This is a genomic window from Bacillus sp. T2.9-1, from assembly GCF_950097965.1.
GTDB lineage: Bacteria > Bacillota > Bacilli > Bacillales > Cytobacillaceae > Niallia > Niallia hominis.
In genome coordinates, this window is the sequence record NZ_CATNHG010000086.1 from 138,380 (window position 1) to 152,196 (window position 13,817).

The 13,817-nt window shown below is 36.1% G+C and carries 12 protein-coding genes; all 12 read right to left on the bottom strand.

From position 1 onward, the window contains the following. Positions 1 to 76 precede the first annotated feature (76 nt). On the bottom strand, positions 77 to 1,486 hold the full coding sequence (gene hslU / locus QQZ16_RS10585) for an HslU--HslV peptidase ATPase subunit (RefSeq protein WP_031534471.1): 1,410 nt from the start codon (positions 1,484 to 1,486) through the stop codon (positions 77 to 79). 15 nt (positions 1,487 to 1,501) lie between these two features. Further along, positions 1,502 to 2,044: an ATP-dependent protease subunit HslV gene (gene hslV, locus QQZ16_RS10590; protein ID WP_284561348.1), complete on the bottom strand. Its 543-nt coding sequence runs from the start codon at positions 2,042 to 2,044 to the stop codon at positions 1,502 to 1,504. 33 nt (positions 2,045 to 2,077) lie between these two features. After that, positions 2,078 to 2,980, bottom strand: coding sequence for a tyrosine recombinase XerC (gene xerC, locus QQZ16_RS10595; RefSeq protein WP_284561343.1), 903 nt, complete (start codon positions 2,978 to 2,980; stop codon positions 2,078 to 2,080). Between the two features lie 483 nt (positions 2,981 to 3,463). After that, complete coding sequence (gene topA / locus QQZ16_RS10600; protein WP_031534466.1) at positions 3,464 to 5,539, bottom strand: type I DNA topoisomerase; 2,076 nt, start codon at positions 5,537 to 5,539, stop codon at positions 3,464 to 3,466. A 487-nt stretch (positions 5,540 to 6,026) separates the two neighbouring features. Further along, complete coding sequence (dprA, locus tag QQZ16_RS10605; protein WP_031534463.1) at positions 6,027 to 6,893, bottom strand: DNA-processing protein DprA; 867 nt, start codon at positions 6,891 to 6,893, stop codon at positions 6,027 to 6,029. Between the two features lie 246 nt (positions 6,894 to 7,139). Next, positions 7,140 to 8,057, bottom strand: a complete 918-nt coding sequence (gene sucD, locus QQZ16_RS10610) for a succinate--CoA ligase subunit alpha (protein ID WP_284561344.1) — start codon at positions 8,055 to 8,057, stop codon at positions 7,140 to 7,142. Positions 8,058 to 8,059: 2 nt separating this feature from the next. Beyond that, entirely contained in the window at positions 8,060 to 9,232 is a 1,173-nt protein-coding gene (sucC, locus tag QQZ16_RS10615) for an ADP-forming succinate--CoA ligase subunit beta (RefSeq protein ID WP_284561345.1), read from the bottom strand. A gap of 289 nt (positions 9,233 to 9,521) precedes the next feature. Beyond that, positions 9,522 to 9,827 carry an EscU/YscU/HrcU family type III secretion system export apparatus switch protein gene (locus QQZ16_RS10620; protein ID WP_031534459.1) on the bottom strand — a complete coding sequence of 102 codons (306 nt, stop codon included), beginning with the start codon at positions 9,825 to 9,827 and terminating at the stop codon, positions 9,522 to 9,524. Next, positions 9,824 to 11,083: a hypothetical protein gene (locus QQZ16_RS10625; RefSeq protein ID WP_284561346.1), complete on the bottom strand. Its 1,260-nt coding sequence runs from the start codon at positions 11,081 to 11,083 to the stop codon at positions 9,824 to 9,826. The genes QQZ16_RS10620 and QQZ16_RS10625 overlap by 4 nt, the downstream gene beginning before the upstream one ends. 46 nt (positions 11,084 to 11,129) lie before the next feature. Then, positions 11,130 to 11,909, bottom strand: a complete 780-nt coding sequence (locus tag QQZ16_RS10630; RefSeq protein WP_235247689.1) for a ribonuclease HII — start codon at positions 11,907 to 11,909, stop codon at positions 11,130 to 11,132. 221 nt (positions 11,910 to 12,130) lie between these two features. After that, the gene (gene ylqF / locus QQZ16_RS10635; RefSeq protein WP_031534453.1) at positions 12,131 to 12,982 is read right to left on the bottom strand and encodes a ribosome biogenesis GTPase YlqF; all 852 of its coding nucleotides are present in this window, start codon (positions 12,980 to 12,982) and stop codon (positions 12,131 to 12,133) included. Between the two features lie 27 nt (positions 12,983 to 13,009). Then, complete coding sequence (gene lepB / locus QQZ16_RS10640; RefSeq protein WP_031534451.1) at positions 13,010 to 13,546, bottom strand: signal peptidase I; 537 nt, start codon at positions 13,544 to 13,546, stop codon at positions 13,010 to 13,012. Between the last annotated feature and the right edge of the window lie 271 nt (positions 13,547 to 13,817).

Genomic DNA, 13,817 nt, shown 5'->3' on the forward strand with positions numbered 1-13,817 from the left:
CTCAAACCAACACTTGAAATAATCTATGTCTACTTATACCGTTACCTTTTCAGGAGTATATTTTAGTTCTACAAAATTATAGTATAAATTGACTTAAATCTTTATTTCTTGAGATGGCTCCTAACTTCTCCTCCACATACTTCGGAGTAATCGTTATTTTTTCCATTGTTATTTCTGGTGCTTCGAAAGACAAGTCTTCTAATAGTTTTTCTAGAATTGTATGAAGTCTACGCGCACCGATATTATCTGTATTTTGATTTACTTCATAAGCTACTTCAGCTATCTTACGAATAGCTTCGTCAGAAAATTCAATTTCTATACCTTCTGTTTGCAATAATGCTTGATATTGCTTAATCAATGCATTGTCTGGCTCCACAAGTATACGATAGAAATCATCTACTGTTAGTTTCGTAAGCTCAACACGAATCGGAAATCTTCCTTGTAATTCTGGGATTAAATCAGATGGCTTAGACATATGGAAAGCACCTGCAGCAATAAATAAGACATGATCCGTTTTAACCGAACCGTATTTTGTTACGACTGTCGATCCTTCCACTACAGGTAAAATGTCTCGCTGCACACCTTCTCTTGAAACATCCGCTGAAGAACTGCCATTTGACTTGCTAGCAATCTTATCGATTTCATCGATAAAGATTATACCCATTTGTTCTGCACGAACGAGAGCATCCTGTGTAACCTCGTCCATATCGATTAGTTTTTGCGCTTCTTCGTTTGTTAAAACGCTTCTTGCTTCTCTAACCGTTAATTTGCGCTTTTTCTTTTTCTTCGGCATAAAACTACTTAAGGCATCCTGCATATTCATTCCCATTTGCTCTATGCCAGAACCTTGAAGCATATCAAACATAGAAGGCTGTTGTTCTTCTACTTCTACCGTTACTACTTCGTCTTCTAGTTCGCCTAAGGCAAGCTTTTCTTTTACTATCTTTCTTTTTTCTGACTTACTAGTTTCTTCCACAGTTGACTCTTCTTCGTCTGTATCTGTAGCTCCACCGCCAAAAAGCATTTCCAAAGGATTCTTGTAGTTCGAGGTTTTCTTTGCAGCAGAAGGAACCAATAATTCAACAAGTCGATTATTTGCAGCAACTTCTGCTCTCTCTCTAACTTGAAACATCTTTTCTTCTTTCACTAAGCGTACAGATGTTTCAACAAGATCACGAACCATTGATTCTACATCACGTCCGACATAACCTACTTCCGTAAACTTAGTTGCTTCTACTTTAACAAATGGCGCGTTAACAATCTTAGCAATCCTTCTTGCTATTTCTGTTTTGCCGACACCAGTTGGCCCCATCATTAAAATATTTTTTGGATTGATTTCATCTCTAAGCTTTTCATCCAGCAAGCTTCTGCGAAAACGGTTTCTTAAAGCAACAGCAACCGCTTTTTTGGCATCCTTTTGTCCAACAATATATTGATCAAGGCGCTCTACTATTTGACGAGGTGTTAAACTAGCACTTTTTTGCATATTAAAAATCCTCCCCTATAATTCTTCCACGATGATATTATTATTTGTATACACACAAATTTCACCAGCAATCTCTAGAGCAGCCTTCGCAATGTCGTATGCAGAAAGATTATCTCCAGAATAAGTTTTGAGCGCTCTACCTGCAGCAAGTGCATAGTTTCCGCCAGAACCAATTGCAAGTATACCATCATCTGGTTCAATTACTTCGCCTGTTCCAGATACTAATAATAGGTCTGTTTCATTCATAACGATCAGCATCGCTTCCAGTTTTCTAAGAACTTTATCACTGCGCCATAGCTTCGCAAGCTCCACCGATGCACGCTGTAAGTTCCCATTAAACTCATCTAATTTCCCTTCAAATAGTTCGAAAAGGGTAAAGGCATCCGCAACTGATCCCGCAAATCCTGCAATTACTTTCCCGTTAAAAAGCTTTCTTACCTTCCGGGCAGTGTGTTTCATCACAACAGCATTCCCTAGTGTAACCTGACCATCACCGGACATTGCTGACTTCCCTTTATGTTTTACCGCAAAAATAGTTGTTGCATGAAATTGTGGCATTTCAGACATGTTACTTCCTCCTTATCCAAATGACTATGCCCTAGGATGATAAGACATATATGTCTTTTTTAAATACTCATTTGTTACATGAGTATATATTTGAGTTGATGTTAAAAATGCATGACCTAATAATTCTTGAACCGTTCTCATATCTGCACCATTTGCCAACAAATGAGTTGCAAATGAATGTCTCAATTTATGGGGATGAATTTTTCCCTGTGAGGATGAAGTATCCATCATTTTATTTAAGATATCACGAACTCCGTTATCTGTTAAAATTCCTCCGCGATAATTAACAAACAAATAAGAATGAGATGAATTATCTTTCATCAGTTTATTCCTACCAGTTTTTATGTACGCTTCAAGAGCTTGATGAGCAAAGCTACCAAATGGAACATAGCGCTCCTTTTGTCCTTTTCCCCTAACCAATACGGTAGAAACACTAAAATCAATATCGCTTAATTGAATTTTTGTACATTCTCCAACACGAATGCCTGTCGCATACAATAATTCAAGCAATGCTTTATTTCTTAGCCCAAGGGGTGTGTTTGTATCACATGATAAAAAGAGTTGCTGCAATTCTTCCTCATAGAAAAAATCAGGTAATCTCTTTTCCAGCTTAGGAATCGATACGGCAGAAAACGGATTATTGCCTACTTCCTTCTCCCTTAGCAAAAATCGATAAAAACTTCTCAAACTAGATATTTTCCGCGCAATCGTCTTTCTTGCTAATTGCTGTGAAAAAAGCTCTGTTAAGTATATTCTTACATCAGAAGGACTTACGTCATCTAACTTGTCTATTACTTGATCTTTCATAAAGCGAAAAAATTGGTCAATATCTTGCATATAAAATTCTATTGTATATGGTGAGTAATTTTTTTCAATCTGTAAATAGGTAATAAATGCCTGAACATGATTGTTTAATTCCTGTTTCATACCCTCACCTCACAATGGCTTCATCATATTATCATACTTTTTATCTACAAGCAATAAATTTACACATTTTTCACAAAGTTCCGAATTGTTTGTGACAATCCTTTCATTTCATGTTTATTTCTTCCTTTTCCCTTCGATTTGTAAAGCTAATCTTAAAATATAGGAACCATCCTTCTATTTAAAAGCAAGACATTTAAATAATCATGGAAAACACGAAAGACAATCGCAACTTTTATGAAGTCATTACTCATAGCATTTTACTATACGAATGAAAGAATGAAAAGTTTCTACTTCAAGAGAATAAATATTTTTTTATATAATCGAATTTCCACTACTTTTTCTTCCATATATATTATATTTAGGAAAATACACAAAAGATAATATGTTAGTAATTGACAAGAGAGTGAGCACATCACTCACCCTCGGAACCATTACTTTAATGTTATTTTCGAAGTAGATCGATTATCTTTATACGAAACCTCGTTAGCTTTGTGGCTCTTCTTTATAATCACAGTTTACGCACTGTACTTGAACCCCTTTTTTCAACTTCTTCTCTACTAACATGTTTTCGCATTTCGGACAAGGTCTTTGAAGTGGCTTATCCCATGAAATAAAATCACATTCCGGAAAACGATCGCAACCATAAAAGATTCTGCGCTTCTTACTTTTTCTTTCAATTATATTCCCTTCATGGCACTTCGGACATTTTACTCCAATATCCTTCACGATCGCTTTCGTATTTCTGCAATCCGGGAAATTGCTGCAAGCCATGAACTTTCCATATCGGCCCATTTTATAAACCATCGGATGTCCGCATTCTTCGCAATCCTCTCCTGCTGGTTCATCTTTTATTTCTATCGTCTGCATTTCTTGTTCAGCTACTTCTAATCTTTTCTCAAACGTTTGATAGAATTCATCAATTACTTTTACCCAATCGACTTTACCTGCCTCAATATTATCTAAATCTTGTTCCATATTGGCAGTAAATTCAATGTTTAATATTTCTGGGAAAAATTCCAAGATTAATTCTAAGACGATTTCTCCTAATTCAGTTGGAATAAATCGTTTATTATCAAGTGCTACATAACCCCGCTTTTGAATAGTATCAAGGGTTGGAGCAAATGTTGATGGTCTTCCTATACCTAATTCTTCTAGCGTTCTTACTAGTCTCGCTTCTGTATAACGTGGAGGTGGCTGGGTGAAATGCTGCTTTGTTTCAATATCTTTATTTAATACCGTGTCCCCTTCCTTTAAATCAGGAAGCTGGCGGTCTTTTTCATCAACGTTATCATCTGTGCCTTCCACATAAACTTTCATAAAGCCAGGGAACTTAATTTTTGAGCCGTTTGCACGGAATTTTACGTCGCCGTTTGATAGATCGACACTCATTGTATCCATTATAGCTGATGCCATTTGGCTAGCAATAAATCTTTCCCAAATCAACTTATATAACCGAAATTGATCTCGGGATAAAAATTCCTTTACCTTATTTGGCTCTCGACCAATGCTAGTTGGACGAACTGCTTCATGGGCATCTTGTACCTTTGCATTCTTTTTCTCTTTTTTCTTCTCGTCTCTTGTATATTCTTTCCCATAATTGCTGTTTATAAATTCAAATGCTTCTCCTTGGGCAACCTCGGAAATTCTAGTTGAGTCGGTTCTCATATACGTAATTAAACCAACTGTTCCTTCTTTACCAAGATCTATTCCTTCATATAATTGCTGTGCTAACATCATTGTTTTCTTCGCACGGAAATTTAATTTACGGGCAGCTTCCTGTTGGAGAGATGATGTAGTAAATGGAACAGCGGGATTTCTCTTTCGTTCTTTTTTACTGACTTTATCTACTGTAAATTTATTATCTTTTAGTTGACTAGTTATTTTCTTAACATCTTCTTCTGAATGAAGTTCGATTTTCTCTCCATTTATTCCATAAAAGGATGCTTCAAAGTTATTTTTCCCTTTAATAAAGCTACCTTCAATAGACCAGTATTCTTCTGGTACAAATGCTTTGATTTCTCGCTCTCTTTCAATGATGAGACGTACAGCAACTGATTGTACTCTTCCTGCACTCAGTCCTTTTTTTACTTTTTTCCATAATAGCGGACTAATATTATATCCAACTAATCTGTCTAAAACCCTTCTTGCCTGCTGTGAATCCACTAAGTCCATATTAATCGCTCTTGGGTGCTTAAATGACTCTTTAATAGCGTCTTTTGTGATTTCATTGAAAACAACACGACAATCTGATTCAATGTCCACATTTAAGCTATTAGCTAAATGCCATGCAATTGCTTCCCCTTCGCGATCCGGGTCAGCTGCTAAATAAATTTTCTTCGCTTTTTTTGCTGCTGTTTTTAGATCCTTTAAAATAGGACCTTTTCCGCGGATTGTTATGTACTTTGGCTCAAATTGTTTTTCTATATCAACACCCATTTGACTTTTAGGTAAATCTCTAATATGTCCCATTGATGCTTTCACTTTAAATTTTTTTCCTAAATATCGTTCTATTGTCTTTGCTTTTGCTGGTGACTCAACGATTACTAAAAAATCTGACATCCACTGTCCTCCTTAAGAGGGATTTAAATATTCACTATTATTGTATACTATGTTTTGATTTGTCAAACATTCCGATAACTAGTAAACGTTTTCACTCTCTTTATTTATGTAAATTTTTCGGGTTAAATATCTATACGTTGCAAAATGTATAACAAATTTCTAAAAATAGCAATAGTTTTTTTTAAAGTTTCATGAATAATCCCTAATTTATGGAAAGATTATTTCTGCTTCTAATAGGGTTGCTTTCTAATTCCGCAGCTTGTGTCCACTTCACACAGTCTGCTCGAATGTACAAGTATTAACCGATAAAACAATTAAAATTTAAATAAAAAAAGATAATTCCTTAAATAATTTTATGTTTATAGCGTAACACTTTCCTTTCGCATTGAAAACTATTTTCATTTGCCTATTGTGATAATGATTATTTTTCAATTGATAAAATAGAGATTAAAAACTATTTTTATATAAATAAATTAGAGGCTTTTACTTATTCTAAATGCTTCCATTCTTCTATTATATCATTCGCTACGAGTACGGGCTTTGCGCCTTGTTGAATCAATTCATTCGGGCCAACTGAATAGGGACTAAAGATATTTCCTGGTATAGCAAATACGTCTCGCCCTTCATTGACGGCAAAATTAGCGGTGATTAAGGAGCCACTTTTCTGCTTCGCTTCTACCACGAGGGTTCCGTTACTTAAGCCGCTAATAATGCGATTTCTCATTGGAAATTGCCATTTAAGTGGTTTTGTTAATGGGGGATATTCAGATAGCACGAGATGATCTTTCATCATTTCTCCGGCTAGCTCGCGGTTTTCTTTTGGATAAATATGAAAAAGGCCTCCCGCAATAACGCCAATTGTTTTACCCCCATGATCAATAGTAAGCTTATGGGCTATAGAATCTACCCCGTGGGCTAGACCACTTACTATGGTGATTTTCTCCTCTACTAGTTCTTTTAGAAGCTGTTGCATCACTTTCGTACTGTAGGTAGTTGCTAAACGGGAACCAACAATCGCTAGCTTTTTTTTCGATTGAAGCAAGGAAAGATCTCCTTTTGCATAAAGAACCCAAGGCGGCTGGTAGATTTCTTTTAGAAGGGGTGGATATAATGGATCAAAAAAAGGAATAGTGTGGATATGATTGTAACGATACTGGTTCATTAGCTCTTCCACATAATTCGAATGGATTGTTTCCACTATTTCCTTTTCAACATTAGGAGGTAACGAGGATAAAAAGGAAGGGATTTTATGCAACTGAAGAGTAGGATCTTCTTTCAGAAGACTCCCTATTATTTTCCAACTAATTCCTCGACAGTGATGTAGCTTAATTAATGTTTTGTTTACAATTTCCATCTTTTCTTCCTTTCACTTGTCTACTATTTCACAAAAAATTAGCTAACATACAAAAGGAAGACGAAAAACACTTCATAAATAAGGAATTATCTTCCTTCATTATAAATAGTTTTTTGGATTATGCCTAGTATTCATTTTCACTGTTTGCATTTGTAAATCCGCAGATTACATATCTTCCTAACTAATCTTAAAAAAATATCACGAAAAAACCTAGCCTTATTTGCAAAATAAGACTAGATTTCTTTTTTATTTTGTAACTACTTCATGTGTTTTACATTTTTCGTATAAAGACTGCTCTTTTAATACCTCTATCAATGTAGCTCCCATATCAGATGGAGTTGGCGCTACTTTTATGCCACATTCTGATAGAACGCTAATTTTTTCGTCCGCCGTTCCTTTTCCACCTGAGATGATTGCACCAGCATGCCCCATTCGCTTACCTGGTGGTGCAGTGCGCCCGCCGATGAATCCTACTACCGGCTTCGTCATATTTGCTTTTACCCATCTTGCCGCTTCTTCTTCTGCAGTACCACCGATTTCTCCAATCATAATTACTGCATACGTTTCTTCATCTTCATTAAATGCCTTTAGTGTATCAATAAAATCTGTTCCATTTACTGGATCTCCGCCAATTCCTACTGCCGTAGATTGGCCAATACCAGCCTGGGAAAGCTGATGAACAGCTTCATATGTTAAGGTACCTGAACGAGAAACAACCCCTACATGGCCCTTCTTATGGATATATCCTGGCATAATCCCAATCTTACATTCTTCAGGTGTAATTACCCCAGGACAGTTCGGACCTATTAATCTAGTCTTTTTCCCTTCCATATAGCGTTTTACTTTCACCATATCAAGAACAGGAATATGCTCTGTAATACAAATTACTAAATCAAGTTCTGCATCAACCGCTTCTAATATCGCATCTGCCGCAAATGGAGCTGGTACATAAATAACCGATGCATTTGCTTCCGTAACTTCTACAGCATCTTTCACGGTATTAAAAACAGGTACTCCTTCTACCGTTGTACCGCCTTTTCCTGGAGTTACGCCCCCAACGATCTTTGTACCATATTCAATCATTTGTGTTGTATGGAAAAGTGCTGTTGCACCAGTTATTCCTTGGACAAGGACCTTTGTATCTTTATTAATAAAAACACTCATGCTTATTTCCCTCCTTGTTCTACTAAGGTTACAATTTTCTCAGCACCATCAGCCATCGATTCTGCTGCTATAATATCCACACCTGATTCCCGAAGAATCTTTTTGCCTAAGTCTACGTTTGTTCCTTCTAGGCGAACAACAAGCGGCACATGAAGGCTGACCTGCTTTGCAGCTTCCACAATTCCTGTTGCGATAACATCACATTTCATAATGCCACCAAAAATATTAACAAAAATTCCCTTTACTTTTGAATCAGACAAAATGATTTTAAACGCTTCTGTTACTTTTTCTGCTGTTGCGCCGCCCCCAACATCTAAAAAGTTTGCCGGTTCTCCGCCATAATGCTTAACAATATCCATCGTTGCCATAGCAAGTCCAGCACCATTTACCATACAGCCAATATTTCCATTTAAGGCAATATAGCTTAGATCATATTTAGACGCTTCTAATTCTTTCTCGTTTTCTTCATCTAAATCTCTATATGCTACAATATCTTTATGTCTATAAAGGGCATTTGAATCAAAATTCAACTTTGCATCCAACGCCATAATATTTCCATCCTCTGTTAGCACAAGTGGATTAATTTCAGCAATCGAGCAGTCTTTGTCTACAAATACTTTATATAAACCAGTCATAAATGCAACTGCTTTATTTACTTGCTTGCTTGGGATATTAATTGCAAATGCAACCCGACGTGCTTGAAACGGAGTAAGACCAGTTACTGGATCAATAACTTCTTTGACAATCTTCTCTGGGTACTTCTCTGCGATTTCCTCAATTTCTGTACCACCCTCTTCAGAAGCCATTAATACGATTCGAGATGTTGCACGGTCCACGACAAATCCTATGTAATATTCCTTCTTGATCCTGCAGCCTTCTTCTATTAATAATCGTTTTACTAATTTTCCTTCTGGTCCTGTTTGATGGGTAACCAATGTGCTGCCCAATATATCTGATGCATAAGTCTGTACTTCTTCCAAACTTTTTGCAACCTTTACTCCACCAGCTTTCCCTCGACCACCTGCATGGATTTGTGCTTTCACTACCCATACATCACTGTTTAATGTTTCTGCAGCTCGCACTGCCTCTTCTACTGTAAAAGCTACTTTTCCTTTTGGTACTGAGACGCCGTTTAATTCTAAAATCTCTTTCCCCTGATATTCATGAATATTCAAGCTTCCACACCCCTTTGATTTCCCTTTTTTGTAAAATTGGAGACAACTGCATTAATACATCTTATAACGAATGAATGAAATTTATTTCATTCTTTTTTGTTTTCTCCTTTTGACATAATAATCGTTTTCACTGTAGTAATAGGCTTTCCTAAAAGCGATTTACGATTTATTTATCTATTTGGAAAAAACAAAAATATGGTCACGCTTTCATTTTAAATGAAAAAACCTTTCTTTGTCTATAAAAAAGGCTTTTATCTTTAAATATTTTACATTTAAAAATATTTTTTCTTCATTTTTTGCCTTTTGGAGCGTCTTTTTTCGTCGTTTCCTTCTCTAATGAATAAATATATGCAAACACTTCAGCAACTGCCATATATAAATCTTCTGGAATTTGTTCATTTATATTTAATTTACTTAGAAGTTCTACAAGCGAAGCATCTTCCTGAATCGGGATATTCTCTTTTTTCGCCCGTTCAAGTATTTGCTCAGCCACTAAGCCTTTCCCTTTTGCAATAACTGCAGGAGCTGAATGTTTATGCTTCTCATAGGTTAACGCTATCGCTTCTTTTCGTTTTAAAGGCCTAGGCTTGTTCATATTTTAAGATCCACTCCTTTGTAACCATTTACTCGCATTGCTTGCTGAGGACTCCACATAGGCCTGTCTTCTTTTGTCAAAGGTCTCACATGAACTGCCATCAGTTTATAATCAAGCTCCCTAAGCCTTTCTTTTAAAGACTCTTCCTTTTGTTTTATTATTGGCATTATTTCAGTTGCTTGATCATTAAGGATACTCATATTCATGATTCGGTTTTGGATATTTAAATCAATAACCGTATCCTTCATATGAGCAAGCTCTAAGTAAAAAAGGATGCGACAATAATTGCTATCCACTTTGCCATCTTCCGTTTTTCTGCCATTATACTGCATCGTTACATCCACCTGCTGGTTGAAAAAACGAAGGGGAATTTCTGTAACTAGCTGCATAATAGGACCAGTTTGCTGACTCATAAGCTGATAGCCTGTCATTTTATCGATCAGTTGTCCTGCTGTCTCTTTCACAGCTATTGGAACGTCTTTTCCCATTAACTCTAGTAGCATGGGCTTTAGCATTTCCTGATGAAAGGCTTGTTCGTCTTCCATCGGAGTTCGTTTTAATAATCCAGCTTCATACGAATAGCCCATTTTATGAATTATAGTTTTTATCGTATCTACCATACTATCTTTGGAAAAATTTTCTCCCTCTGTTAAACTGGAAAGCAAATTGGTTAAGATTGGTTCCTTCACTTTATGGGAAGAAAGTTGGTGTTGCAACTCCTCTATCAGGACACTAAATCCTTTATCTGATTGTAAGGATGTAAGACTAGAAAATACTTCTTTTGTTAGAGGCAGCTCTCTTTCAAGCATTTGACCAATAATCGAAAGATCTTGTTTCCCAATAAAACTCGGTAGCCATTCTCTTACGTTTCCAATCGCTTCTTTCGTAATTGGTAGATTATTAGAAAGTATATACTGAAGTAACATTCGATTTTCCTTTGAATTAGGAAGATTTAGCTGATGAAGCAATCCAGTCATATTTCCTTTTTCTGTTGGTGCTTCATTTGCTTGGGTTAATACTTTTAAAACTGGCTTATCATTCGTTATGGAAACTTGAAACCAATAACTCTGATCAACCGTCAATGGAATGGTTAGGTTGGCAAGCATTTTTTGCGATCCTATTTGTACCTCTGCCATTTGTTGAGGAAATAATTTAGACAATTTCCCATATACTAGTTGCCCATCTCTTAATTCGAGGGGTTTACTACTTAAAAGATTTTCTTGAAATAAATTTTGGACAATATGGTTAATATTCATCTTATTCCTCCTCTCTTCCTTCACAGAAATACAACCATTCCATTAGCTATTTTATATTCTCCACCATCTCTTTTACAGGGGAAAAACTCTTGCGATGGTGAATCGTAATACCACATTCCTTAAGAGCTACTAGATGCTCCTGTGTGCCATAGCCCATATTGCTTGCAAAATGATAATCTGGATAATCTTCATGTAACTCTTTCATCATGCGATCTCTCGTTACTTTTGCAATAATGCTTGCCGCAGCAATTGAAACACTTTTACTATCCCCTTTAATAAGGGACTGGCTAGGGTATGGAGTGGTTAATTTCATTGCATCAATAAGTAAGTAATCTGGCGTTTGGGAAAGCTCATTAATCGCTTCTAACATTCCCTTTTTTGTTGCTTGATAAATATTAATTCGATCTATTTCTGTAGGTGAGATTACTCCCACCCCTATCGAAATTGCCTCATTTTTAATGACCTCATAAAATAATTCTCTTTTTTTCTCTGACAATTTCTTTGAATCGTCGATACCAGGTAAGTAAAAACCTTCCGGAAGGATAACGGCCGCTGTGACAACAGGTCCAGCAAGCGGTCCTCTGCCTACTTCATCAATGCCTGCAATATATGTATATCCCTTGCTTCTTATTTCTATTTCATAACGATTCATCTTGACGAAATGGTCATGAAGCTTCTGTTCCTTTACGATACGCTTCTCCCATGCTTCTAGAAGCTTCTGAGCCCCTTTTCTCTCGTCCTTTCGTAATTCAAGGATAAAAGGGTCATTAACTTCCTTTATCCCTTCTAGCGTCTCTTTTATTTCTTTCATCGTTGCTAATTTCATTTTTTACACCTCGATATTTATATCGGTTTATGGATGATTTTATTTATTTTAATCTGTTCGGTATGCTTTTACTTCGCTTCCGAAAATGTTGGCCGTTATTTTTCCATTTCAGACACAAAATTTCTTCTCTCCTTATAACTATGAAAATTAGAAATTTATCTCCTACTCTTTACATAGAAAAGAGAAGTGTCTGATTTTAGCCACTTCTCTTTGAGAGCTTTTTACATATCTTCTGTTTTTTCAAATGTCAAAGGTCCAAATTTTTCACTTCTGATATCACGGATTATTAATTCTGTCACTTTATCATAGTCAATCATACCGCCGCCTGATAATGCTCCTCTAAATGTGCCGATTTTATCAAACAGTTCAACCGTATCCTCTGGAATCGTATCTAAATCATATCTTTCTTTTAAACGTTCTGGATATTCTTTTTCCAAAAAGCGTAGTCCAAAGATAGCAATATCTTGTAAATTTAAAATAGTATCTTTAATTGCTCCCGTTAAAGCAAGCTTTAATCCAACTTCTTGGTCTTCAAATTTCGGCCATAATATTCCTGGTGTATCTAATAGCTCCATTTCTTTGCCTACTTTAATCCATTGCTGTGCTTTCGTTACACCTGGTGTATTTCCTGTTTTGGCAATGTTTTTTTTCGCCAATCGATTAATCAGGGTAGATTTACCTGCATTCGGAATTCCGACAATCATTGCTCGAATTGCTCGTGGTCTAATTCCTTTTGCTTTCATGCGATCAAATTTTTCCGCCAAAACTACTTTTGCTAAAGCAGTAATTTCCTTCATTCCTACCCCTGCGTGTGAATTAATCGCAAGCGCTTGTATACCTTGCTTTTTGAAGTAGTTTATCCATTCTTTTGTACGTTCTTTATCTGCCATATCTGCTTTGTTCAATAACACAATTCTCGGTTTATGCTGGATGATTTCATCAATCATGGGATTTCGAGATGATTGAGGAATTCTCGCATCCACTAATTCAAATATAATATCTACCAGCTTTAATTTTTCCGTTACCTGTCTTCTGGCTTTCGCCATATGCCCCGGGAACCATTGTATAGTCATCTTGCACCTCTATTTCTTCCACTTACATTATTCTACTATTTTTAAATCGGAAATCGGCCAATATACAACACTTGTACTGCCAATTATTTTATCATAGCCAATTGTACCAATATGGCGGCTATCTTTGCTATTTCTGCGGTTGTCACCCATTACAAATAACTCATCCTCTGGTACGGTTGCAGTGAAATCCTCCGTTAGTAGTCCATTTAGCCCTTCCTTATTATGTTCCAAGTAGGGCTCTTCATAAGCTTGTCCATTGACATATAACACATCATCTCGATACTCAATCGTATCTCCCGGCAAGCCAATTACTCTTTTTATATAATCTTTGCCTTCTGGCGCGTGAAAAACAATAATATCAAAACGCTTTGGTTCACTTACTTTATAGTTTATTTTATTTACAATCATTCGATCTTGGTCAAGCAATGTTGACTGCATAGACTCTCCATCTACTACAATGGGAGCAAATAAAAAATATCGAATGACAAAGGCGAGTAAAACAGCGATAATTAATGCTTTACTCCATTCCCATACTTCATTTTTCTTCTTCTTTTCAGTTGCCATACCTTTCACCAATCCTTAACTGAACAATATAGGTAGTTATTTATGTATGATTGAACGCTTCACTAACATGATATATTTTAGCGGAATTTCTGGATGAAGTAAAATTGGAAAGTAAGATAGATTGAGTCAAGTTTTTGTGGGAGTTTTTTTTAGCTCCCTTTTTATAAAGTAAAACTTCTAATTTTGTATCCGTTTTCTAAATGTTTTCTTTCATCAAAATTTCGTCTTTTTCTTTTTTAAAAACCTTTTAATCCCTGTAAGGCAAAGTGAA

Bases quoted from the DNA above. Each gene is read 5' to 3' on its own strand.
- QQZ16_RS10620 (WP_031534459.1), bottom strand. From the start codon at position 9,827: ATGAACAAGCCTAGGCCTTTAAAACGAAAAGAAGCGATAGCGTTAACC.
- QQZ16_RS10625 (WP_284561346.1), bottom strand. From the start codon at position 11,083: ATGAATATTAACCATATTGTCCAAAATTTATTTCAAGAAAATCTTTTA.
- hslV (WP_284561348.1), bottom strand. From the start codon at position 2,044: ATGCCACAATTTCATGCAACAACTATTTTTGCGGTAAAACATAAAGGG.
- xerC (WP_284561343.1), bottom strand. From the start codon at position 2,980: ATGAAACAGGAATTAAACAATCATGTTCAGGCATTTATTACCTATTTA.
- dprA (WP_031534463.1), bottom strand. From the start codon at position 6,893: ATGGAAATTGTAAACAAAACATTAATTAAGCTACATCACTGTCGAGGA.
- hslU (WP_031534471.1), bottom strand. From the start codon at position 1,486: ATGCAAAAAAGTGCTAGTTTAACACCTCGTCAAATAGTAGAGCGCCTT.
- sucD (WP_284561344.1), bottom strand. From the start codon at position 8,057: ATGAGTGTTTTTATTAATAAAGATACAAAGGTCCTTGTCCAAGGAATA.
- QQZ16_RS10630 (WP_235247689.1), bottom strand. From the start codon at position 11,909: ATGAAATTAGCAACGATGAAAGAAATAAAAGAGACGCTAGAAGGGATA.
- lepB (WP_031534451.1), bottom strand. From the start codon at position 13,546: ATGGCAACTGAAAAGAAGAAGAAAAATGAAGTATGGGAATGGAGTAAA.
- topA (WP_031534466.1), bottom strand. From the start codon at position 5,539: ATGTCAGATTTTTTAGTAATCGTTGAGTCACCAGCAAAAGCAAAGACA.
- ylqF (WP_031534453.1), bottom strand. From the start codon at position 12,982: ATGACTATACAATGGTTCCCGGGGCATATGGCGAAAGCCAGAAGACAG.